Origin of the sequence: Staphylococcus warneri, assembly GCF_900636385.1 — a bacterium.
GTDB classification, from domain to species: Bacteria; Bacillota; Bacilli; order Staphylococcales; family Staphylococcaceae; genus Staphylococcus; species Staphylococcus warneri.
The window spans coordinates 1,259,610-1,284,292 of the sequence record NZ_LR134269.1 but is presented as its reverse complement, the minus strand read 5'-3'; the positions used below and the strand labels follow the sequence as shown (position 1 = coordinate 1,284,292).

The window sequence follows — 24,683 nt, the reverse complement described above, 5'->3', positions numbered from 1 at the left end:
ACTTTAAGAAAAAGATTGTTATTTGATAAAAGTTGCCCTTTAAAGTACGTTAGGTTTCAATTTTTATTCAAAATTAAGAGGTAAAGATGCATGTTTATAGTATATATAATTATTATTTCAGTTTGAAATAACTCATGTTTATTATAAATCACAATAAAAGCTATATAAACGTTTCTGCTTAAGTCGTTTATATAGCTTCTTAATTGATTATTTTATTTGATTAACCATGTCCAAAATTTCATTTGTAACTGTTTCAATTGATTTACCCGTTGTATCTAATGTAACAGCATCGTCTGCTTTTCTTAGAGGTGAAATTTCTCTATTCATATCATATTGATCACGTTGCTCTATCTCAACTTTAAGTTGCTCTAAATTAGAATCAATACCTCGAAGTTCATTTTCTTTTTGACGACGTTCTGCACGTTCTTCAACAGACGCAATCATATAAACTTTTAGTTCAGCATTTGGCAGTACAACTGTACCAATATCTCTACCGTCCATAACAATGCCTTTTTGAGCTGCTAAATCCTTTTGTTTTTTAACTGCAAATGATCTCACTGGTTCTTTAGAGGCAACGTATGAAACGTTGTTTGTAACATCATTTTCTCTTAAGTAATCAGTGACATCTTCGTTATCTAGTATTACACGTTGGCCTTTTGTTTCGTCATAAGTTAATTCTAGTGTTGTATCTTTGATTAATGCTTCGAAGTCTTCAGTTTGATTTGTACGTAAATATTTATATGTGATTGCTCTATACATCGCACCAGTATCTACATAAATCATTGATAGCTGGCTAGCAACCTGTTTTGCAATTGTACTTTTACCTGCAGCTGCAGGACCATCTAAAGCAATATTAATTAAACTCATTATCGAAATACCTACCTTGTTGTTTGATGAATAATATTTTATCATAAATATGTATTTTATTAATAGGAGGAAAACTATGAAACGTCTACTTGTTATACATACAGGTGGCACTATTAGTATGTCACAAGATAGTTCCAATCGAGTCATTACAAATAAAGAAAATCCAATTTCTCAACATCAGGATATCATCAAACAATATGCACAAGTAGATGAAATACATCCTATGAATGTCCCTTCTCCTCACATGTCTATTCAACATGTTAAAGAACTAAGGGATATTATCGTTAATGCAAATCTAAACAATGAAACTACTTATGATGGTTTTGTTATTACACATGGCACAGATACACTTGAAGAAACAGCTTATTTATTAGATTTGTTATTAGATATCGAAGAACCTGTAGTGATTACTGGCGCTATGCGTTCATCAAATGAAATTGGTTCAGATGGATTATACAATTTTATTTCAGCTATAAGAGTGGCTTCATCAAACAATTCATATCATATGGGTGTTATGGTTGTCTTTAATGATGAGATTCATACAGCACGTAATGTAACTAAAACACATACATCCAATACGAATACTTTTCAAAGTCCGAATCATGGTCCGTTAGGTGTATTAACAAAGGATAATGTGCAATATCATCACCACCCGTTGCATCATACAAGTTATAAAAAGATTAATCCAAAGTTAAATGTACCTTTAGTAAAATCTTATATGAATATGCAGAGCGACTTATTGCATTTTTATGCGGAGAGCGATATTGATGGTTTAATTATAGAAGCTATGGGACAAGGTAATTTGCCACCTACTTGTTTAGAAGGTTTATATGCTTGTATTGATAAACAAATTCCGATTGTCATTGTATCTCGATCATTTAACGGCATTGTTAGTCCTGTCTATGCATATGAAGGCGGCGGTTATCAACTGGCTGAAAAAGGCTTGATATTTTCCAATGGATTAAATGGTCCTAAAGCAAGACTAAAATTAGTTGTAAGTTTAAGTAATGAATTGAATCGCGAACAAATTAAACGATATTTTGAAGAATAAACAAGAAATTAAAGAGGCGTAGAAGGTATGATATTTAAACCTTCTACGCCATATTTATTATGATTCAAGCGGCGTTTGCTTTTTAGTAAGAATGCTTTGTGTAATCAAGCCACCATGATATTTACCATTTTCAATAAAGATAGTATTAGCATCATTACCAGCAGCAATAACACCAGCAATATAACAATTTTCTACATTTGTTTCGTATGTTTCACGATTATAAACTGGTGCAGTACCATATTCATTTGTATTAATTTCAATACCGATTGATTCTAAGAATTCATAATTCGGATGATAACCAATCATTGCAAAGACATAATCATTCGGGATCGTAATTGTCTTACCTTCTTTTTCATATGTAACATGATCTTCAGTGATTTGTGTTACATTGGCATTAAATTCCATCGTAATTTTTTCATGATTAACTAATGACTCAAAATTGGGTAAAATCCATGGTTTAATAGCTTTAGGATAACGATCTCCACGATAGATTACTGTAACATTTGCGCCAGCTTTTTCTAATTCTAAAGCGGCATCAACTGCAGAATTCTTACCACCTATTACGACAACATTTTGGTCGAAGTACGGATGTGCTTCTTTGAAATAATGGAATACTTTAGATAACTCAGCACCCTCAACTTCTAGTGTATTATGTTGACCATAATAACCAGTTGCAACTGTTAAAAATTTACATTCGTAAACATCTTTAGTAGTCGTGATTGTAAAACGATTATTCATCTTTTTAACTGTTAAAACTTCTTCAAATGCATGGATATTTAATTGATGATGTTTAACGACTTCTCTATAATATACAAGAGCTTGATTTCGACGTGGTTTACTTTCTTCCACGATAAATGGAATATCACCAATTGATAATTTATCACTAGATGAGAAGAAGGTTTGATGTGTTGGATAATTATAGATAGATTCTACAACATTACCTTTTTCTATCACTAATGTTTCAATACCTTTTTTCTTTTGCTCAATGGCTGCACTTAAGCCACAAGGTCCTCCACCAATGATGATACTTTCTATTTTTTGCATGTAAAACGGCCTCCTTTAATCACCAAATTATTATATCAGTTATATCCTATTTTCGCGAAGTCCTTGTTTTAGAAAAGTTTAAATTATTTATGACTTTTTTGAATAATCGTCTTGATTTGACGGAAACCAAAAAAACTGTAAGTAATGCGATAACATTACTTACAGTTAATTTGATGATTGAATTGTACCTATGGAATTACTAATGTTTGACCATTATGAATATTGTTACCATTTAATCCATTAGCTTGTCTAATTTTTTCAACATTTGCAGGTGAACCACTACCGTAATATTGAATGGCAATTCTGTAGAGATTTTCTTTACCATTTACAGTATGTGTTTGTTTACCTTGTTGGTTACTATTGCTATTTTGGCTATTATTACCTTGTTGGCCATTTTGTTGTGAGTTTTGGCCTTGACCATTTTGGCTATTTCCGCCATTTTGACCTTGGTTATTAGTTGCTTGTGAGTTAGCACCATTAGCATTATCACCAGAACTATTTTTATCTGAATTTGAAGCGTCAGATGAATTTGATTCGTCACTAGATGTTGCTTTATCTTTATCAGAGTCTTTTGATTTATCTTTGTCTTTTGAACTATCTTTATCTTTGCTGTCTTTATCTTTGCTAGTGTCGTTGTTTTTCTTGCCATCTTTACTATCTTCATTAGCTACTTTGTTATCATCATTGCCACTATTACTATGATTATTTAAGGCCATACCTGCGAAAATAGCAATTGCACCTAGGATTAATACTGCAGCTATAATTGGTAAGATGATTTTCATAAAGCCGCCTTTTTTCTTACCATCATGATTGTCTCGATGATTATTGTTATCATCATGTTGGTTGGCTTCTTTTTTATCATGGTGATGTTTTGCACCTGCAGCACCAGCAACACCTGCGGCGCCTGCACCTACTGCAGCAGCTTTCTTCCCTTTATTAGATTGATGTTTATCTTTATTATCATGTTTGTCGTCATCATCATGTTTGCGGTCATCCTTGATATCTTTATCACTATGATGGCTTTCTTTTTTATCATGATGATGTTTAGCTAAACCAGCGGCACCAGCAACACCTGCACCAGTTGCGGCAGCTTTCTTACCTTTACCTGATTTTTCATCATCTGATTGATGATTATCTTTAATCTCTTTGTCGTCATGTTTGTTATCATGATGATCTTGATGACGGTCATTTTTTATTTTATTTTCGCCAGTATGATCGTCTTTTTTATCATGATGATGTTTAGCTAAACCAGCAGCACCCGCAGCACCAGCCACACCGGCACCAGTTGCAGCAGCTTTTTTACCTTTACCTGAGTCGTGGTGTTCTTCATCATGATGACCTTTATTAAGTTCGTCTTGGCGATCTTTAGATGTATCTTGACGACGGTCATCTTTATTAAAGTCATCATGTCGATCATTATCTTTGTGATGGTCATGTTCACGTACACGATCCTCATGGCCATTATTGTCACCATGTTTATGATCACTAGTCACTTTTTTACCAACTGCAGCACCACCTGCTAGAGCGGCATCTTTACCGTGCCCGTCTTTCTTGTCATGACGATCATCATGTTGAACATCGTCACTTTTACCACTACGCTTTAAAGGTTCATCGTGATTTAATTCTTGTTCTGACTCACGAGTCGAACGATTTTCAGGATGATGTGCCTGTTTTTGATCTCTATTTACATCATTGTGATTGGATGCATCATAATTTTTGTTATCTCCATTATGTAATGATGTATCATCATGTCTATCATCTAATGAACCATCTTGGCTATCTTTTGTACGTGAATCTGCCTGACGGTTATTATTTGTCGCTATATCTCGACGACGCTTTCTTCTCTGTGCATTTCTCGGTGGGAATTGTTGATTTGCTTTGTCTTCAGTTCTGTCTACTGCATTATCTTCTTGCTCTTCATGTGAAGATGTCTGCTCATTATGATCTTCTGGGTCTATTGCTTGACGATTTTTTTCAAAATCATCTTTGAAGTTATTATTAGACACAATCATCATCCTCTCTGTTTAATTTTATTTTATAATGATACATAAACTATACCCATTTATTAAATGATTATGTATAGTAATCAAGAATTTTTTAGGTATTAAGATTTTGTTCATAAGTTAATTATAGCTTGAATAAAGAGTTAAGCAAAATAAAATCTATAGTTCAAATAAATTTTGAAGTTTTTCACTATATGATAGCTTACGTTTAACTTTCTTGCGATTAATTACTTTCATGCTAGGTAACTCAGTATCATTGTCACAACATACATCTGGCAGTTTAGGTTGTTCATTAAAAAATTCCAACAAATATTTTCGGCGACATTGGTCAAGTTGTGTGTAGCCTAACATGCGACTATAACCTAATTTTTTACGTCTGAAAGATTGATCAAAAATACGTTGCATTTGATTAATTGAATATTGATTATAAAGTATGGATAAAATGGATTCTTTTTCAGGAGGGATAAATTGCCCTAATTCAAATGCATGAATATCTTCAGTTGTGATTCTATCAGCAAATAGTATGGTTTCTAATATAAAAGCGTCGTCGGGTTGGAATAAGCTAATGGCTTGGCTCGCTTCACCGTCTCTACCTGCTCTTCCAATCTCTTGTAGATAATTAGAAGGACTAGATGACAAATGAAAATGAATGACTGTTCGGATGTCTTTTTTATTTATTCCCATACCAAATGCACTTGTCGCAACTATGATTGGAATATCATTGTTTAAAAATTGGTGTTGTACTGTCTGTCTTTCTTGATAACTTAAATCGCCATGATATATCCCTGTTAAAAAACCTGAGTCATAAATAAGTTGAGCTAGTGTTAAACATAATTTTTTAGAGGATACATATATAATAGTGGGACCTGTTTCATTAAGTTGTGGTAACAACCATTCTATTTTTTCTTCGTCAGATCCGAAATTGAGATGTTTCAATGAAATATTCATACGATTCATACTTGTTTTAATTGTACTGAAATTAACATTGAGCATTTCAGATAAATCGCTTTCTAAATGAGGTGGTGCAGTTGCTGTTAATGCAAGAATTGTAGCCGACTTAAATGAATTCGTTATTTTTCCAATCAAGGCATAATGTGGTCTGAAATCATATCCCCATTCAGACAAACAATGCGCTTCATCAAGAACAATTAAACCAAAATCTATATTGGCGATAAGTTTAAAATTTTGAGGTTGTAATATAAATTCGGGACTTAAATAGATAAATTTACTTTGTCGAATATTGCTAAGATTTTGTCGTTTCTCTGTATTGTCCATTCCTGAATGGATACAACAAACTGCACGTTCACCATTTAACTTCATTTGCATGACTTGATCATCCATAAGAGAAATTAATGGTGAAATGACAAGTGTTGGCTTTTCAATTATATAAGTAGGTAATTGATAACAAAGGCTTTTGCCACTACCTGTTGGTAAAATACCAAGTGTATGCTTTTGATTTAATACACTGGTAATGATTTCCTCTTGCCCAGGTTTAAAGGAATCAAAACCAAACCAATCTTTAAGTTTCTGTTGAAGCAACTAAGTCACCCCTTTCAATACCGACAATTACCAATTTAATTTGAAAATAAGTTAATGTATCAAATTGTTGCTTGTACTCACGCAATTTGATTCCTATATGACTTTTGTAAAAATCGATAAATGGTTGAATTGTTGTGATGTCTAAATAACTGTCATAGTCATTGATATAACCTTTGATAAACAACTCTAAAAGATGATCTTCAATCGTATTTAATTTAACATTTTGAACAGTTGAGATGTCTTGTATCGGGTGTCCTTGCTCTAATTGATGTAAGGTTAACTTCGTTTTATTAAGTAATGTTGGACGTATAATCGTTTGATTTAATAAAGGATGTTTTGCATATCTTCAATTTCAAACATGACATCGACCAATTGATTCATTTCTAATTCAAATAGTTCTTGTTGAGACTTCGATTCAATTAAACTGACTTGTTGTCTGGTATACATCGCCTCTTCATATCCTTGTAAATAATAATGCAAATAAACATGTTCATGCTTGCTAGCAATTTTTTCAAATAATTGTTTTATTTCAGTGATAAAATTTGACTCTAAATCGTTAACCTTTATGTGTTGATAAATATCTTTAACACGTTGTTGAATGTATGTTTGTTGAGTAATAGGAATGAACCTAAAATCGTTATGTAAGCTTTGTGATACCGTTTGAATGAGTAATTGGATACAGTTAAATGTATTAATAAGGCTATCATAGGTACATCTTGGATGCGTTTTGATATTTATTTTTGGTTCCTCATCATTCAATTCATTTAAATATCGCTCAAAAGACGGATATTTTAATCTCGGTAAACTATGATATAATGACAAAAGTTGTTGACTACTTGCGTCAAAAAATGTTTGATGGGATTTTTTTCCTGTTAAGATATTATAAATACTTTTATTTGTTTTGTAGTTGAATGCGTGCTGACACGCATATTTGATAATTTGATACAAGATAAACCCTCACTCTATAAAACGAATATATTGAAAATCACACTATCGATGTCTACAATAGTAGTATTGTTATTACTAGTGTAGCATTTTTTTCAAAGGAGGCGAATGAAATTGGCTAAATATACAATCGTTGATATGGATACTTGTATAGCATGCGGTGCATGTGGTGCAGCAGCTCCAGATATCTATGATTATGACGACGAAGGTATTGCTTTCGTAATCCTTGATGATAACCAAGGTACTGCAGAGGTGCCAGAAGAGTTATATGAAGATATGGAAGATGCACTAGAAGGTTGTCCAACAGATTCAATTAAAATTGAAGACGAACCATTTGATGGTGACGCACTTAAATTTGAATAATATATAGTATTAAAAGCGCCTTTACACATTATGTGTAAGGGCGCTAGTTATTTATAAGTGAATGTTATTTTTAATTCTATTGAATATAAAGTAAAAGATGATTGAAATGACAATACCTTTAATAATATTAAATGGTATGACACCTGAAACAATAATTACTTTAAGATTATGAACAATGTCACCTAGGTTAAATATCATGCCGTAAAGTGGTAACAATACAAAATAATTTAAAATACTTAATACAATGGTCATAACAACTGTACCTATTACAAGACCTATTAATAATGATTGCTTACTAAGTTTATTTTTATAAATATAATATGCAGCTAATAAGAAACTTGCAATTGCTAAGAAGTTCGCTACGGGGCCTACAGGATCGCCCATATTGAAAAAGAAATTGAGTAAATTTTTAATAAATGCCACTATAATTCCTGCAATTGGTCCTAATAAAAATGTAGCAAGTAATGTAGGTACGTCACTAAAGTCTAACGTTAAGTATGGTGGTAAAAATGGCAATGGAAATTTAATAAATGTAAGTACGAAAGCGACTGCACTTAACATACTTATAAAGATTAAACGTCTATTTTGGTTTTGTTGCATATATGATTTTCTCCTTTCATTCATCTTGCTAGAAAAGGAGGAAATTTGCACAACAAAAAACCTCCATCTTCTCCCATCCAGACTATACTGTCGGCTTCAGAATTTCACTGAATCAGGTAAAATGAGACATTTTACGTCGCAGGCTTAATTTACTGCCGGTTGGGAATTGCACCCGACCCCGAAGATGAATTAACTATAATTTTATTTTAAATATATCATACATGATAACTCTGTTATGTACAATGAGTTTGCTCCGATATATTTATATAGATATAAGTTGTCATTAAAATAATCAAGTTGATGATTAATCTATAGATTTAATAATAAATAAAAAACCTGTTAAAGTAATCAACTGACTCTAACAGGTTTTATTATGTTTATTTTGGTAATTTGATGATAAAGGTTGTTCCTTCGCCTACTTGACTTTCAACTTCAATTATACCGCCATGTTCTTCTATAATCATTTTACAGATAAATAATCCTAATCCAGTACCTTGTTTACCTCTTTTTCTTGATGCATCTACTTTATAGAAACGATCGAAGACTTGTTGTAAATGTTCAGGTGCGATGCCAGTACCCGTATCTGTTATTCTTAAAATATTATAGCTATTATCTTCGTCTGTAGTTACTGAAATTGTATCTCCAGGTTGTGTATATCTTGATGCGTTATCAATTAAATTGGTTAAGACTTGATCCATTCTGTCCATATCATAGTTCCATAACTGTTGATTGTTCACTTCAAATTGCATGTTAAGTTCTAAATCAGTGGCTTGTTGGCGATATTTTATTCTCATTTTGTTAAGTAAATCAGAAATTGGTTGTGTCTCTTTCTCTACAGATAATCCTTCAGCATCCATACGCGCTACATTTAATAATTCATTTACTAAGCGGTTTAGACGTTTAGATTCATCTAAGACAATAGCGAGTGATTCATGTATTTCATCTGGTTCTGTGACAACTCCATCTACAATAGATTCTGTATAGCCTTGTAGTAATGCAATTGGTGTTCGTAACTCATGAGACACATTTGCGATGAAATCTTTTTTCATTTGATCAAGATTATGTTCATTTGTCATGTCACGTATTATAGCAACGATACCACTTCTGCCATCATTTTGGATACGTTCAATATAACTCATGATAATCACATAATAACGTGTGTTTGCTTCAATTTCTTGGAATTGCGTTTCTTTAGTATTAAAGGTTTGTTCAATTTGATTTTCTATTAATTCAACCGCGTTATCATCTAATGTATAGAAGACTTGGTCTGCCATTTTGTTTGATAAAATAATATCCTTTTGTTCATTAATACCTATAACACCTTCGACCATTGAGTTAATCAAGCTATCACGTATATTTTTAGATGTAGATAATGCTTCTACGTGTTCTTGAATTTCAAAACTCATATTATTAAACGCTCGTGACAGTTCTCCAATTTCATCTTTTGTTGATACTGATGTGATATGTGAATAATCACCTTGTGATACCTTTTGAGCTTGATTTCTTAACTCTCTTAACGGTTTCGTAATTCTAGATGATAGGAAAAATGCAAAAATAGTACTCACTGCTAAAAATATAATTGCGGTAATTAAGATGATAATTGTAATCGCATTGTTAGTATCTTCAATTGATTTTAAATCTTTAAAAATAAAGACACCACTATATTCTGAGTGACTTCCTGGCTCAGCTTTCATTGGATAACCCACTAATATATAGGGATGTGAATTACCTTGTTCTTTAATCGTGACATTACGTGTCATTGACTCACCATGTTTGAAAACACGGTTAAAATCTTTATTATCTTTGATTTCTTTTAACATTGCTTTTTTATCCGGTGAAATTGTTTGTTGATAAGCGGTAGATGAATTTTTCATAATAATTAATCCACCTGGATTATCTATCAATGTTTGGCTATTTTTAATGGCTATATTTTGATTTTTAGAGCTTTCTACCAATGAACTAATACGTTTGGCGTCTTCTTTAATGGAATCTTCAGCTTCTTGTGTATAATAATATTGAATAAAAGTAATTAACGCAGCACTTAATAAAATTAAAACTGTCGTTACTATAAAAATTATAGTTAACCACAGTTTTATTACTACACTATTTAGCCGGTTCATCGTTTGTATTAACCTCGAATTTATAGCCGACGCCCCAAACCGTTTGTATCATATGAGCTGCATCACTCGATACTTTGTTGAGCTTCTCTCTTAATCTTTTCACGTGCGTATCTACCGTACGTAAATCGCCATAAAATTCATAATGCCAAACTTCTTTTAATAATTGTTCACGATCAAATACTTTATTAGGTGTTTTAGCTAAATAAATTAATAGTTCATATTCTTTTGGTGTTAAATTAACCTGCTCATTATCAGCTAGTACTCTATGTGCATCATTATCGATGACTAAGTGATTGAACTCAATCACATCTCTTGCATGAGGTTCACTTTGTTCAGGTGTTGTTGATTGCGTTCTTCTTAATAATGCTTTGACTCTTAAGACAACTTCTCTTGGGGAGAATGGTTTTACAATATAGTCATCGGCACCTGATTCAAACCCTTCGACACGATTCGTCTCTTCACCTTTTGCAGTGAGCATGATAATAGGTGTATCTTTATGCTCTCTTAATTGAGTGGCTACTTCGATACCGTCCATCTCTGGCAACATTAAGTCTAAAAGAATGCACGCATAGTCATTTTCCATAGCAAGTTGATATGCCTCTTTACCATCACTTGCTTCATGTGTTTCAAAAGATTCTCTTTCTAGGTATAGCTTAAGTAATCTTCTGATTCTGTCTTCGTCATCAACGATAAGTATTTCATTCGTCATAATACTAAATTACCTCCTACACATGCTGTTCATTTCAATAGTTATTATAGCATATGAAATAGTCATTAAGTTAGTGTTAAAGAAATCTTTGTGAAAAAAATCTCAAAGATTTAAATATCATTGGTATAGTTTAATCATTCCCATTTTCAGCTAAATGGCGGATTGTTTTAACTTCATGAGGTGTGAGTACTCGACCTTCACCTGCGTTTAAACCTTTTATGTCAAGCGGGCCAAATTGGATACGCGTTAATTTGCTTACTTGGTGTCCAAAATGTTCGAACATACGACGCACTTGTCTGTTTCTACCTTCACTAATCGTGATTTCAACAAGAGTAGTATTTTTATCTTTGTCTTGGTTTTTCACTTTAACTTGAGCAGGTTGTGTGAAACCATCTTCAAGTTCGATACCCTTTTCTAAAGCTTTCACTTCTTCTCTCATTAGATACCCTTTAAGCTTAGCGACATATTTCTTTTTAATATGATATCGAGGGTGTGTCATTAAATTCGTGAACTCTCCATCGTTCGTTAACAATAATAATCCCGATGTATCATAATCTAATCGACCTACTGGATATATACGTGTTTCTATATCTTTGAAGTAATCAGTCACGACTTTACGGCCACGATCATCCGATACACTTGTAATTACTTGTGCAGGTTTATTAAATAAAATATAAATTTTATCTTCTTGCTCTAATTTGATACCTTCAACTTCAACAGTATCTGAATTTGAAACTTTTGTACCCAGTTCAGTGACGACTTGTCCATTAACTTTTACTTTGCCATCAGTAATTAAAGTTTCAGCTTTACGACGTGATGTATAACCACTGCTTGCAATTCTTTTTTGTAATCTTTCTAATTCTTTACTCATTTGTATCTCCCTTTTGATTTACCAAGTTACTAAAGAACGCGTCCATTTCTTCTTCATCTTCTTGAGTGGTTGGTAAATCTTCTAATTTTTCTATACCAAATACATTTAAAAATAGGTCTGTCGTGATTAATTGTTGACTCCGTGAATTCTGGACTTCTTTTGCTTCTACTAAACCTCTTGCAATGAGTGTTTTAACTGCACCATCAGAATTAATACCCCTAATAAGTTCGATATCACTTCGAGTTAATGGTTGATTATACGCAATAATCGATAATGTTTCCATTGCGGCTTGTGATAATTTCATTTTAGATTTTTGTTCAATTAAGGCTTCGATGTATTGTGCAGCGCCTTTTTTAGTTGTCATAACACATGTTGTTCCAAATTGTTGAATCATGAGACCGTTCGATTCGTACGTGTCGATTAGGTCAGTTAATTCAGCTTCATTGACCTCTAGAATTTCAAGCAATTGTTTGACTTCAAGGCCTTCATCTCCTGATGTGTATAGCAGTGCTTCTAATATACCGTGCTTATTCAACGCCGTAATTCACTCCTCTTAATATATTAATGTCATCAAAGTTTTGATGTTGTTCAATATTAATAATCCCTGACTTTGACATTTCTAATATGGCTAAAAAGTGTGTTACCACTTGTTCTATAGGTTCTGTAAATGTAAACAGACTAAAGAAATTGAAGGATGACTTTGTTTTTAATCTGTCCGTGACTTGTGCCGTTGCTTGTTGAATGGTAAATGTTTCTTTCTTAATTTCTACGGAATGAGGTTTGTTGATTTCTACTCGGTTTCTAACACGTTGATAAGCAACAATTAATTCGGTTAAATCAATGGTATTCGATGGGTCCCAAGATTCATCAGTCTCCATATGTGATAAATCAGTTGGATGCTTAGTATAATAGTGATCACGTTCAGCTTTCATTTCATTTAAGATTTCTGTGTACTCTTTGTAATTTTGATATTCTATTAATCTACCAACTAAATCTTCACGTGGATCTTCTTCTAGGTCGAGATTATCTTCTGATTGTGGTAACAATAGTTTACTTTTAATCATCAGCAATTCTGAAGCCATGACTAAGTATTCACTTGCAACGTTGATTTCTAATTGGTTCATTGCATGAACATATTGCATATACTGTTCAGTTAATGACTTCATAGGAATATCATAAATGTCTATTTCAAATTTTTGAATTAAATGTAATAACAAATCGAGTGGACCGTTAAATGCATCCAGTTTTACTTCATACATAGTATCTACCTCATGTTGCAACTTATGTGCATATTTCACTAAAATATTATAGCATGAATTTATATAACTTTTAAAATTAAGGTGAAATTCAGATGGAACAAGCATTAATTCAATTTTATTATCACTTTCATACAAGTCAGCACTATTTTTTATGTCATGACATACTTGAAGAGGCTTGGAAAGAAAATAACCATTTTAGCAAACAAGATGCTGTCGTGAGTTTGATTTTATGTGCTACGGCTTGCTATCACTTTCGACGATGTAATTTAAAAGGTGCTGCTAAGTCTTTTGACAAAGCAAAACAAGTCATTAAAAACGCTAATAAAGAAGATCAAATGCAATTACATTTGAATATTCAACGGTATATCACGTTACTTGACCAACAAATGACACGCGTAGCACAACGACAACCATTTGAACCTATTCAATTGCCTATTAATGTTGACATGTTGAATCGAATTCAATTACATTATTCAGATTATCATTTTGTTTCATCACCTATTTTAAATGATGAGATTGTTCATCACCATTTATTAAGAGATCGAAGTGATGTTATTTTAGCACGACAACTCGCATTAAAGGATAAACAGTATCAAAGACTTCAAATAGATAATAATAAAAACCAATGATACGCTTCTATATCTTAGGTATCATTGGTTTTAACGTTTATTAAGCTCTAGGATGGTATTGATTATACATTTTTCTAATTTGTGATTTTGAAACGTGTGTATATAATTGTGTAGTTGAAATATCAGAGTGTCCTAACATTTCTTGTACTGCACGTAAATCGGCACCATTTTCAAGTAAATGTGTTGCAAATGAGTGTCTTAATGTATGTGGCGTGAGTGTTTTATTAATATTAGCTTTTAGACCATTTTGTTTAATCATCTTCCATATACCTTGTCTAGATAAAGGTTTACCATGCATATTTAAAAATAAGACGTTGGTCACAGTTTGCTTAAGTAATTGTGGCCTTACGGTTTCGATATAGGTAGTTAAATAGTCTATAACCGTATCTCCTAATGGCACAATACGTTCTTTGTCTCCTTTACCAAATACGCGAACAAATCCCATCATCAAATTGACGTCTTCAACTTCAATTTGTATCACTTCAGATACACGCATACCTGTAGCATATAATAACTCAAGCATTGTGCGGTCTCGATATCCATTGTTTTTATTTAAATCTGGTGCATTGAGTAATTCAATGACTTCATCTACTTCTAAAACATCAGGGAGTTTCTTTTCATATTTTGGTGTTTCTATTAATACTGTTGGATCTTTAGCTGCATATTTTTCGCGTAACGCAAATTGATGAAAGCTACGTATTGTTGAAATAAATCTAGCGATAGATTTAGATGATTGACCTTGATCGATTAAATAACCTAAACATTCTTGAATTGTTTGACGATCTACAAAATCGATATTTGAAATCTTTTGTAATGTTAAGTATTCTTTATATTTATTCAAATCTCGACGATAAGCACCAATTGTATTGACACTTAATCCTTTCTCAATTTGAATAAATTTTAAATATTCTTCTATAATTGTTTCCATCATAAAGCACCTCTTTTGAAGCGGTGGCTTCTTAATATCATATATGTGTGGAGAATCTAAAATACTCAAACATTTGTACATTTATTCAGATAAAGTAATTTTATTTATTCTCTTCACTTTTTTTAGCTTGGCAATTTGAACATACACCATGGAATGTTAATCGGTGGTCTAAAATTTTAAAATTAAATTCTTTTTCAACACGATTTTCAACTTCTGGTAATAAGTCTTCTTCGATTTCTTCGACTTTACCGCATTCCATACATACTAAATGGTGATGGAAATGTTTAGCTCCTTCTTTTCTTAAGTCAAAACGAGCAACACCATCACCAAAATTAATTTTATCTAATACTTTTAATTCTGCTAATAATTCTAAGGTACGATAAACGGTAGCTAATCCGATCTCTGGTGATTTGTCTTTAACTTTTAAATATACATCTTCTGCACTTAAATGGTCTTTTTCGTTTTCTATTAGAACTCTTACAGTAGCCTCACGTTGTGGAGTTAACTTATATGAAGACTGTTGTAATTGTTGCTTCACGCGATTTAATCGTTCTTCCACGGAAGCCTCACTCCTCTACTAAGAATTATAATCATTTTAATCTAAAGCATGATTCAATATATAAATTACCAGTATTCTCAATGAAACGCAAGGATATTCGTTCATTATTTAGAATGATTATAATTTAATAATAGATGTTGAAGTGCAATGATTGTCTTTGCGTCTTCAATTTCTGCATTTTGAAGCGCTTCTTTTACTTCTTCAATTGAGAATTTATGAACTTCCACAAATTCATCGTCATCAAGGTTCATTTCCCCTACTTCTAATTGGTCAGCAAAATAAATGGTAAGCTTCTCATTTGAAAAGCCTGGAGAACCATACATATGTGTAACAAATTGCAAGTTTTTCGCAATATATCCAGTTTCTTCTTCTAATTCACGTTTAGCTGCTTCCTCTCGTTCCTCATTTTTCTCTAATTTACCAGCAGGAATTTCTAATAATGGTTTTTCGGCTGGTTTTCTAAATTGCTTTACTAGTAGTACTTCATTTTCAGGTGTTATGGCACATACTGCCACTGCGCCATTGTGATAAATGAGTTCACGTTTAGATGTACGTCCGTCAGGTAGTTCTACATCATGGATTTCTAAATCGACTATTTTCCCATTATAAATCACTGTTCTATCTATCGTTTTTTCGTTAAATTCCATTTATAATCACGTTCCTTTTAAATGTTTTAATAAATTGATAAACTGAATGCGTTAGTTAAAGTGTATCGAAAGGAGAAAATACATGCAAAAGAATATCTTGAAAAGTGGTATAGAAATTTCAGAATTAGGATTAGGTTGTATGAGTTTAGGTACAGATTATAAAACTGCACAACCGATAATTGAAAGTGCAATTGAAAATGGTATTACTTATTTTGATACGGCTGATATGTATGACCAAGGTATTAATGAAGAAATCGTTGGTAAAGCATTAAAAAGATATCAAAATCGTGATGATATAGTTATTGGCACTAAAGTTGGTAACCGATTAACTGAAGATGGCAGTATCACATGGGATCCTTCAAAAAAACATATTAAAGAAGGTGTGAAAGGCTCATTACAACGTTTAGGTTTAGATCATATTGATTTATATCAATTACATGGTGGTACTATTGATGATCCATTAGATGAAACAATAAGTGCGTTTGATGAGTTAAAACAAGAAGGTATCATTCGCGCATATGGTATTTCATCTATTCGTCCAAATGTGATTGATTATTATTTAAAACATAGTCAAATTGAAACATTAATGTCTCAATTTAACCTCATTGATAATCGACCTGAAAGCTTATTAGATGACATACATGAAAAGCAAATTAAAGTATTAGCACGTGGACCTGTATTTAAAGGTTTATTAACGTCAAATAGTAACGAAGCATTAGATAAAAAATTCGCTGATGGTATATTCGACTATACACAAGATGAATTAGGTGAAACGATTGCTTCTGTTAAAGAAATTGAAAGTAATCTAACTGCGCTATCATTTAATTATCTCACTTCACATGATGCTTTAGGCTCTATCATCGTAGGTGCAAGTAGCGTAGAACAACTAGAAGAAAATGTTGAAAATTATTATAAAGATGTAAGTTTAGATCAAATTAAAGCGTCTAGAGAACGCGTCAAAGATTTACAGTATACACAACATTTAAAATAATAATAGATATAGGAAAAGCCATTAAATGACGATAATTCATTTAGTGGCTTTTGTAATATAATTTGTTTTCTGATTCTATCAAACACTTATAATTAATGATTACTTTTGTTATTAAACAAATGAGAAAAATGTTTTTCCAAAAATCTTGGTGCTAATTGATATAATTTTAACATTTGATGCATCCATGTAGGTGCATTGATTTCTTGCTTTTCTTTAATAATACCTTCCACGATATGTTGAGCAAGTTGGTTGGAATGAATCATTATTGAACGATATTGGTTGAAATACGATAAGGATGGGTCTGCTTTTTGATGAAATGGAGTGTCAATCGGTCCCGTATTTACTGACATGACGTGTAATTTTGGTTCTTCTAATCTCAGTGCATTTAGAACTTGATTAAAAGCAGCTTTAGACGCACCATAGTGCGCAGCGTGCGATTGTGTGACAAATGCAGCTTGACTAGATATACCAATTACATGCGCATGATCTACTAAATATGGCTTTATCGTATTGTATAGTAAATTAAAACTAATTAAGTTAACATCGTATGTTTCAATCATCTCTTCTGTTGTATGCATAGCAATAGATTTAAAATAACCTAATCCTGAACTATATATCAATCCGTGTATAGGTGTTTTAATTTGAGATGTAATATGAATAATGTCTTGCCTATTTTGCAAATCGCATTCTATAACATCGACAAATGAGGATTGACTACCGAAATTAATTTGTCGAAACTTCTTAATGTTACGTGCAAGAATGGTTACATGAGTTCCTCTTTTAATAAGTTCATGTACAATATCTAATCCCAAGCCACTTGTACCACCTGTAACAATATAATGTTGGCCTATCATGGTATTCACTCTCTTTCTTATATAGAGATATCTCATTTCATATAAAAATGTCGATAAATTGTATACTTAATATTGAATATTTCTAATATATGTTACTATGTAGTTATATTTATAAGGTATCATTATTTTATAACTAAAATGAAGGTGATGTGAAGTATATGAAACTTGTATTTTATGGTGCAGGCAATATGGCACAAGCAATCTTTACAGGCATTATTAATTCTAATAATTTAGATCCTAATGATATTTATTTAACAAACAAATCGAATGAAGCGGCACTTAAAGATTTTGCCGAAAAATTAGGTGTGAATTATAGCTATGATGATGAAGCATTACTTAAGGATGCTGATTACGTATTCTTAGGCACGAAACCACATGATTTCGAAGCTTTAGCTGATAGAATTAAAGATTCAATCACTGATAGTAATCGTTTTATTTCAATTATGGCTGGTTTATCCATTGATTATATAAGAGAGCAATTAAATACTAATAATCCATTAGCTCGTATTATGCCTAATACTAATGCACAAGTAGGTCATTCTGTAACAGGTATTAGTTTCTCAAATAATTTTGGTCCTAAAGCTAAAGATGAAGTGAATGAATTGATTAATGCATTTGGTTCAGTCATTGAGGTATCAGAAGATCACTTACATCAAGTAACGGCTATTACAGGAAGCGGGCCTGCATTTTTATACCATGTATTTGAACAATATGTTAAAGCTGGTACGCAACTCGGTTTAGAAAAAGATCAAGTTGAAGAATCTATTCGTAATTTAATAATTGGAACGAGTAAGATGATTGAACGATCTGATTTAAGCATGGAACAACTAAGAAAAAATATTACATCTAAAGGCGGTACAACACAAGCTGGTTTAGATGCCCTATCTCAATATGATTTGGTTGCTGTATTTGAAGATTGTTTAAGTGCAGCAGTTAATCGAAGTGTTGAATTATCCAATACAGATGATTAAATAGTAAAACATCGCCACTGACCATAAATCAGTGGCGATGTTTTAAATTTTAAAAGAGTCAAAATCAGTAACGAAAGTAAAATCTGGTGTATCTGCTAATGCATTGAGTTCCTGATCAATATTTTCGATTTCTTCTTTAGTATAGCGATTACTCATATGTGTGATTAAGCTTTGTTTGACATTTGCTTGACGAATTAAATTGAAAACATCATCGATATGACTATGGTGATAACTATTGGCTAGCGTTTTTTCACCTTCAATATACGTGGCTTCATGTACCATAATATCAGCTTCATTCGCTATAATGTGTTCATTAGGACATGGCTTTGTGTCACCAAATATAGCGACAACAGGTCCGGACTTTGCCTCTCCTTTGAATTCATCAGATTGATAAACTTTCCCATTAAATTCAAAGGTATTATTTGTTTTTACTTCTTGATATTTAGGTCCAGGTTCTAGTCCGATTGCTTTTAGTGCATCCACATCAATAGTACCTGGTGTTGTAGGCGTTTCTATACGATAACCAAAAGATTTAATACCATGATTTAACATTTCAGCCTGTACTATAAATCCATTATGATGATAATTTAAGGATTCGTCTATCTCTATGTATGTAATTGGATAATTGAGATGTGATTCGGATAAAGTTAATGTTGTTTCAATATATTTTTGAATACCTTTAGGTCCGACGAGTGTGAGAGGTTTATTTTCTCCACCTTGAAAGGATCTACTTGTTAGTAATCCTGGAAGTCCAAAAATATGATCACCATGCATATGTGTAATAAAGATATGATCGATTTTTCCTAATTTAATCGAATGATGAAGAATTTGATGTTGTGTGCCTTCACCTACATCAAAAAGCCATATTGAATTAGAATAAGGTTCAAGATTTAATGCAATTGCTTGTGTGTTTCTCTCTTTGGTTGGTAGTCCAGCGCTAGTACCGAAAAATGTGACTTCCATGCTCACACCTCCTTCTCTTCGATTTATTTTATCATATATAATGACAATTTTTATAATAAGAAATAAAATGTATATATAACAAGAATGATTATAAGTATAAATACTAATGCTTATTAGTCATTCCTGATGTAAATTCACTATTTAGTAGCGCTATACGTAAGTCGAATAATTTGGTAATTATTGTCAATATCGATTATCATTTAAATAAATCATAGTTACGTTTTATGACTTTTTTACAAAGCATATTATATGACCATAAGTTTTCTTTATCATATAATATAACAATCATATATCTTTTTATAGAATTGAGGTTTTAATCTTGAGTACAAAACAAAAACATATACCTTGTTTAATTACAATTTTCGGAGCAACTGGTGATTTGAGTCATCGTAAATTGTTCCCTTCCATTTTTCACCTTTTTCAACAAGATAACTTAGATGAACACATAGCTATTATTGGAATTGGTCGCCGCGATATTAGTAACGATACGTTCCGTGAGCAAGTTAAAGCGTCAATCCAATCACATGTTAAGGAAACACATAAAATTGATGAATTCATGGAACATGTGTTTTATCACAAGCATGATGTAAGTGATGAAGAAAGTTATCAATCATTATTAGAGTTTAGTAATCAGTTAGATACTCAATTCGGTTTAAAAGGTAATCGTCTGTTCTATCTTGCTATGGCTCCACAATTCTTTGGTGTTATCTCAGATTATTTAAAATCATCTGGATTAACCAATACTTCAGGCTTTAAACGTCTTGTTATAGAGAAGCCATTTGGAAGTGACTTGAAATCAGCTGAATCATTAAACAACCAAATAAGACGTTCATTTAAAGAAGAAGAAATTTATCGTATCGATCACTATTTAGGTAAAGATATGGTTCAAAATATTGAAGTTTTACGTTTTGCTAATGCTATGTTCGAACCACTATGGAATAATAAATATATTTCTAATATCCAAGTAACATCTTCTGAAATTTTAGGTGTGGAAGATCGTGGTGGTTATTACGAATCTAGTGGTGCCTTAAAAGACATGGTTCAAAACCATATGTTACAAATGGTTGCCTTATTAGCAATGGAAGCCCCTATCAGTTTAAATAGTGAAGATATTAGAGCTGAAAAAGTAAAAGTATTAAAATCTTTACGTCAATTACGTCCACAAGATGTGAGAAAGAACTTTGTGCGTGGACAATATGACCGAGGTGTCATTGAAGGTCAAGAAGTAAAATCATATCGTGAAGAAGATCGAGTTGCTGAAGATTCTATCACTCCAACGTTTGTGTCTGGTAAATTAACTATTGATAATTTTAGATGGGCAGGCGTACCATTCTATATTCGAACAGGTAAACGAATGAAATCTAAAACAATTCAAGTAGTAGTTGAATTTAAAGAAGTACCTATGAACTTATACTATCAAACAGATAAATTATTGGATTCTAATTTATTAGTCATTAATATTCAACCAAATGAAGGTGTATCACTTCATTTAAATGCTAAGAAAAATATTCAAGGCATTGATACTGAACCAGTACAATTATCTTATGCGATGGGTGCACAAGATAAAATGAATACTGTCGATGCATATGAAAATCTATTATTTGATTGTCTTAAAGGTGACGCAACAAACTTTACACACTGGGAAGAATTAAAATCAACTTGGAAATTTGTTGATGCGATTCAAGAACAATGGAATATGGTAGAACCAGATTTCCCTAACTATACTTCTGGTACAAACGGCCCGTTAGAAAGTGACCTTTTATTAAGTAGAGATGGTAATCACTGGTGGGACGATATTCAATAAGAAGATGTAATAAAATGTATGATTAAATCAATCAAATAGTGAATGATTATATGGTATGTGAAATGATAGTTATATTAGCACTCATCACTGTGTTCATTATAATAGCATTGAGTACCTGTAGTCGTTCACTTTTTTTATTAAATTCATTTATTGCTATGCTTTCAGGTGTATATTAAGACAAAATAATGTAGAATAAAAGTTAATGATTGAAAATAATTGGAGTGAATATTTTGGACGTTATCAAGCAAATACAACAGGCAATTGTTTATATTGAAGACCGTCTTCTTGAGCCGTTTAATTTGCAAGAATTAAGTGATTACGTTGGTCTCTCTCCCTTTCACCTTGAACAATCATTTAAAATGATTGTAGGTCTATCACCAGAGGCGTACGCAAGAGCTAGAAAGCTAACACTAGCTGCTATCGACGTCAAACATAGTGCGAGTCGTTTGGTAGACGTAGCTAAAAAGTATAGATATGCAAATTCAAATGATTTTGCAAATGATTTTAGTGATTTTCACGGCGTTTCACCAATACAAGCGTCAACTAAAAAAGATGAACTTAAAATGCAAGAGCGCATATACATTAAATTGACAACAACAGAGAGAGCACCTTATCCTTATCGACTAGAAGAAACAGATGATATTTCTTTAGTTGGGTATGCACGCTATATCGATGCAAAGAATTTGTCAAACCCTTTTAATGTTCCTGACTTTTTAGAAGATTTGCTATTAGATGGTCATTTAAAAGAGTTACGACGTTATAATGATATAAGTCCATTCGAATTATTTGTTATAAGTTGTCCTTTAGATTCTGGGTTAGAAATTTTCGTAGGTGTACCGAGTGAGCGTTATCCAGCTCATTTAGAAAGTAGATTTCTACCTGGCAGACACTATGCTAAGTTTAATTTACAAGGGGAAATTGATTATACGGTAAATGAGGCTTGGTATTATATCGAAACAAGTCTACAGTTGACGTTACCATATGAAAGAAATAGTTTATACGTAGAAGTGTATCCTTTAGAGATTTCATTTGATGATCCTTTTACTAAAATTCAATTATGGTTACCTGTTGAGCAAGAACATTATAATAATGAATAATAGACATAAAAAATCATGTCTACAGAATGACATTGCGTCATATTTGTAGACATGATTTTTAGTTGTATTAAAGTTTTAATACAAAGGCTTCATAAGGCTCAATTTGATTTAGATTAATATCTTTATCATAATTGTGAAGTAATGTTTCTGTATGTTTTACATCGATATCAATATTTAATTGACTCACTTTATCAGTTAAATTACCCACGATGAGTACCTTATCATTGTTAAGTGTTCTTGAATAAGCAAATATATTTGGATTATCAGCATCCACTAAATCAAATTGACCGTAAGTGTAAATATCAGCCGATTTTTTCAATTGAATGAGTGATTTGTAAAAATTTAATACAGAATGCTCATCTTCTTGTTGATCAGCTACGTTAATTTCTTTATAGTTAGGATTTACTGGGAACCATGGCTTTCCACCTGTAAAGCCTGCGTTTTCCTCATTATTCCACTGCATTGGCGTACGAGAATTGTCTCTATTTTCCATTTTATATTTATCCAATAATTGATTAACGTCGCCACCTTGTTCTTTAACGATTTGATATTCATTTTTAACTGCTACATCGTTAAATGTTTCTATACTATCAAATGGATAATTAGTCATTCCTATTTCCTGTCCTTGATAAATAAATGGTGTACCTTGTTGAAGGAAATACACAACTGCATGACTTGTAGCTGATTCATACCAGTAATCGGTATCATTTCCCCATGTTGATACACGCCTTGGTTGGTCATGATTTTCAATAAATAGTGCGTTCCAGCCAACGCCTTCTAAGCGTTTTTGCCAACGGTTTAGTACATTTTTATATGCACTGACATCAAATTGAGAATCTCCCGTACTCCACAGTCCTAAATGTTCGAATTGGAAAATCATATTAAATTTACCATTTTTCTCTCCGACCCATTCATCAGCATCGTCTGGTGTTACGCCATTTGCTTCACCCACAGTCATAATGTCGTAGTTAGATAATGATTGATCTTTCATTTCTTGTAACCAATCTTGGATACCAGGTTGATTCATATCGACGTCAAATGCCGGTGCATATGTTTTCCCATTTGGTACGGGTAAATCACCTGCTTCAAATGTTTTCTTAATATGCGTAATAGCATCAACTCTGAATCCATCTATCCCTTTATCAAACCACCAATTCATCATGTCGAATACTGCTTTTCTTACCTCTTTATTATTCCAATTTAAATCTGGTTGTTTTTTACTAAACAAATGGAAATAATATTGATCCGTATTGGCATCATATTCCCATGTTGAACCATTAAAAATACTTTCCCAGTTATTAGGTTCCGAACCATCAGGTTTTGGATCTTTCCAAATGTACCAGTTACGTTTAGGATTATCTTTACTTGATTTTGATTCAATAAACCAAGGATGTTCATCAGATGTATGATTTACAACTAAATCTAGTATTAATTTCATTCCTCGTTGATGTACACCCTCTAATAATCGATCGAAGTCATCCATTGTACCAAATTCATCCATAATTGCCTGATAATCACTAATATCATAGCCATTGTCATCATTAGGCGATTTGTACATTGGGCTTAACCAGATTACATCTATACCTAAATCTTTTAAGTAATCTAACTTGTCTATAACACCAGGTAAATCCCCTATACCATCGTCATTGCTATCATTAAAACTTCTTGGGTAAACTTGATATGCAACTGCTTCTTTCCACCAATTTTTAGTCATCATATGTACACCTCTAATATATTGTTTATAAATGAAACCGGTTTCTTTATTAATTATTTTATCGATAATATAAGCGATGGTCAAAATTTTTGATGTAAAACTTAGGTAAATTAACTTAAAAAAACGCCTTACACTTTCGTGTAAGACGTTATAAA

At 32.2% G+C, this 24,683-nt stretch carries 23 protein-coding genes, 1 pseudogene and 1 riboswitch; of the genes and pseudogenes, 7 read left to right on the top strand and 17 right to left on the bottom strand.

What is annotated here, in order from left to right:
• Positions 1-207: 207 nt before the first annotated feature.
• The gene (gene cmk, locus EL082_RS06355; RefSeq protein WP_002465786.1) at positions 208-867 is read right to left on the bottom strand and encodes a (d)CMP kinase; all 660 of its coding nucleotides are present in this window, start codon (positions 865-867) and stop codon (positions 208-210) included.
• Between the two features lie 76 nt (positions 868-943).
• On the opposite strand from cmk, the gene EL082_RS06350 reads away from it, so the two are divergent.
• A complete protein-coding gene (locus EL082_RS06350) occupies positions 944-1,918 on the top strand; it encodes an asparaginase (RefSeq protein ID WP_002465794.1) in 975 nt (324 codons plus the stop codon).
• Between the two features lie 57 nt (positions 1,919-1,975).
• On the opposite strand, the gene ypdA is transcribed toward EL082_RS06350, so the two are convergent.
• From ypdA to EL082_RS06330, 4 genes and pseudogenes are all read right to left on the bottom strand, one after another.
• Complete coding sequence (ypdA, locus tag EL082_RS06345) at positions 1,976-2,962, bottom strand: bacillithiol disulfide reductase YpdA (protein ID WP_002465727.1); 987 nt, start codon at positions 2,960-2,962, stop codon at positions 1,976-1,978.
• 188 nt (positions 2,963-3,150) lie between these two features.
• Positions 3,151-4,968 carry an elastin-binding protein EbpS gene (gene ebpS, locus EL082_RS06340; protein WP_103286317.1) on the bottom strand — a complete coding sequence of 606 codons (1,818 nt, stop codon included), beginning with the start codon at positions 4,966-4,968 and terminating at the stop codon, positions 3,151-3,153.
• Between the two features lie 156 nt (positions 4,969-5,124).
• Positions 5,125-6,504, bottom strand: a complete 1,380-nt coding sequence (locus EL082_RS06335; RefSeq protein ID WP_002465787.1) for a RecQ family ATP-dependent DNA helicase — start codon at positions 6,502-6,504, stop codon at positions 5,125-5,127.
• Positions 6,485-7,452, bottom strand: a pseudogene (locus EL082_RS06330) (YpbB family protein). The gene EL082_RS06335 and the pseudogene EL082_RS06330 overlap by 20 nt, the downstream one beginning before the upstream one ends.
• A 111-nt stretch (positions 7,453-7,563) precedes the next feature.
• Between EL082_RS06330 and EL082_RS06325 the strand changes: the two are divergent.
• Complete coding sequence (locus EL082_RS06325) at positions 7,564-7,812, top strand: ferredoxin (protein ID WP_002433578.1); 249 nt, start codon at positions 7,564-7,566, stop codon at positions 7,810-7,812.
• 51 nt (positions 7,813-7,863) lie between these two features.
• Here the strand turns inward: EL082_RS06325 and EL082_RS06320 are convergent, their stop codons facing one another.
• From EL082_RS06320 to EL082_RS06295, 6 genes are all read right to left on the bottom strand, one after another.
• Positions 7,864-8,412, bottom strand: a complete 549-nt coding sequence (locus tag EL082_RS06320) for an ECF transporter S component (RefSeq protein ID WP_002465771.1) — start codon at positions 8,410-8,412, stop codon at positions 7,864-7,866.
• Between the two features lie 61 nt (positions 8,413-8,473).
• Positions 8,474-8,602: riboswitch (FMN riboswitch) on the bottom strand.
• 187 nt (positions 8,603-8,789) lie between these two features.
• Positions 8,790-10,532, bottom strand: a complete 1,743-nt coding sequence (locus EL082_RS06315; protein ID WP_015364986.1) for an ATP-binding protein — start codon at positions 10,530-10,532, stop codon at positions 8,790-8,792.
• The gene (locus EL082_RS06310) at positions 10,516-11,241 is read right to left on the bottom strand and encodes a response regulator transcription factor (protein WP_002465735.1); all 726 of its coding nucleotides are present in this window, start codon (positions 11,239-11,241) and stop codon (positions 10,516-10,518) included. The genes EL082_RS06315 and EL082_RS06310 overlap by 17 nt, the downstream gene beginning before the upstream one ends.
• 130 nt (positions 11,242-11,371) lie before the next feature.
• Positions 11,372-12,112 carry a pseudouridine synthase gene (locus EL082_RS06305; protein ID WP_002465723.1) on the bottom strand — a complete coding sequence of 247 codons (741 nt, stop codon included), beginning with the start codon at positions 12,110-12,112 and terminating at the stop codon, positions 11,372-11,374.
• Positions 12,105-12,647 (bottom strand): SMC-Scp complex subunit ScpB, encoded by a 543-nt coding sequence (gene scpB, locus EL082_RS06300; protein WP_103286299.1) that lies wholly within the window; start codon positions 12,645-12,647, stop codon positions 12,105-12,107. The genes EL082_RS06305 and scpB overlap by 8 nt, the downstream gene beginning before the upstream one ends.
• Positions 12,640-13,371, bottom strand: coding sequence for a segregation and condensation protein A (locus tag EL082_RS06295; RefSeq protein ID WP_002465785.1), 732 nt, complete (start codon positions 13,369-13,371; stop codon positions 12,640-12,642). The genes scpB and EL082_RS06295 overlap by 8 nt, the downstream gene beginning before the upstream one ends.
• A gap of 92 nt (positions 13,372-13,463) precedes the next feature.
• Here EL082_RS06295 and EL082_RS06290 point away from each other — a divergent pair, with 92 nt between their 5' ends.
• On the top strand, positions 13,464-14,000 hold the full coding sequence (locus EL082_RS06290; protein WP_002465789.1) for a DUF309 domain-containing protein: 537 nt from the start codon (positions 13,464-13,466) through the stop codon (positions 13,998-14,000).
• 40 nt (positions 14,001-14,040) lie between these two features.
• Here the strand turns inward: EL082_RS06290 and xerD are convergent, their stop codons facing one another.
• From xerD to EL082_RS06275, 3 genes are all read right to left on the bottom strand, one after another.
• The gene (gene xerD, locus EL082_RS06285) at positions 14,041-14,928 is read right to left on the bottom strand and encodes a site-specific tyrosine recombinase XerD (protein ID WP_002465792.1); all 888 of its coding nucleotides are present in this window, start codon (positions 14,926-14,928) and stop codon (positions 14,041-14,043) included.
• 100 nt (positions 14,929-15,028) lie between these two features.
• On the bottom strand, positions 15,029-15,487 hold the full coding sequence (gene fur, locus EL082_RS06280; RefSeq protein WP_002465733.1) for a ferric iron uptake transcriptional regulator: 459 nt from the start codon (positions 15,485-15,487) through the stop codon (positions 15,029-15,031).
• A gap of 104 nt (positions 15,488-15,591) precedes the next feature.
• The gene (locus EL082_RS06275; protein WP_002465769.1) at positions 15,592-16,134 is read right to left on the bottom strand and encodes an NUDIX domain-containing protein; all 543 of its coding nucleotides are present in this window, start codon (positions 16,132-16,134) and stop codon (positions 15,592-15,594) included.
• Positions 16,135-16,216: 82 nt separating this feature from the next.
• Between EL082_RS06275 and EL082_RS06270 the strand changes: the two genes are divergently transcribed.
• Positions 16,217-17,125 carry an aldo/keto reductase gene (locus EL082_RS06270; protein WP_002465738.1) on the top strand — a complete coding sequence of 303 codons (909 nt, stop codon included), beginning with the start codon at positions 16,217-16,219 and terminating at the stop codon, positions 17,123-17,125.
• A gap of 92 nt (positions 17,126-17,217) precedes the next feature.
• Here EL082_RS06270 and EL082_RS06265 read toward each other — a convergent pair whose 3' ends face one another.
• A complete protein-coding gene (locus EL082_RS06265) occupies positions 17,218-17,979 on the bottom strand; it encodes an SDR family NAD(P)-dependent oxidoreductase (protein ID WP_019235920.1) in 762 nt (253 codons plus the stop codon).
• 158 nt (positions 17,980-18,137) lie between these two features.
• Between EL082_RS06265 and proC the strand changes: the two genes are divergently transcribed.
• Positions 18,138-18,950: a pyrroline-5-carboxylate reductase gene (proC, locus tag EL082_RS06260; protein WP_002465747.1), complete on the top strand. Its 813-nt coding sequence runs from the start codon at positions 18,138-18,140 to the stop codon at positions 18,948-18,950.
• A gap of 42 nt (positions 18,951-18,992) precedes the next feature.
• Here proC and rnz read toward each other — a convergent pair whose 3' ends face one another.
• Entirely contained in the window at positions 18,993-19,913 is a 921-nt protein-coding gene (gene rnz, locus EL082_RS06255) for a ribonuclease Z (protein ID WP_002465732.1), read from the bottom strand.
• Between the two features lie 319 nt (positions 19,914-20,232).
• On the opposite strand from rnz, the gene zwf reads away from it, so the two are divergent.
• Positions 20,233-21,717: a glucose-6-phosphate dehydrogenase gene (zwf, locus tag EL082_RS06250; protein ID WP_002465779.1), complete on the top strand. Its 1,485-nt coding sequence runs from the start codon at positions 20,233-20,235 to the stop codon at positions 21,715-21,717.
• Between the two features lie 230 nt (positions 21,718-21,947).
• Positions 21,948-22,814 (top strand): AraC family transcriptional regulator, encoded by an 867-nt coding sequence (locus EL082_RS06245; protein ID WP_002465781.1) that lies wholly within the window; start codon positions 21,948-21,950, stop codon positions 22,812-22,814.
• Between the two features lie 67 nt (positions 22,815-22,881).
• Here the strand turns inward: EL082_RS06245 and EL082_RS06240 are convergent, their stop codons facing one another.
• Positions 22,882-24,528: a glycoside hydrolase family 13 protein gene (locus EL082_RS06240; RefSeq protein WP_015364983.1), complete on the bottom strand. Its 1,647-nt coding sequence runs from the start codon at positions 24,526-24,528 to the stop codon at positions 22,882-22,884.
• Positions 24,529-24,683: the final 155 nt, after the last annotated feature.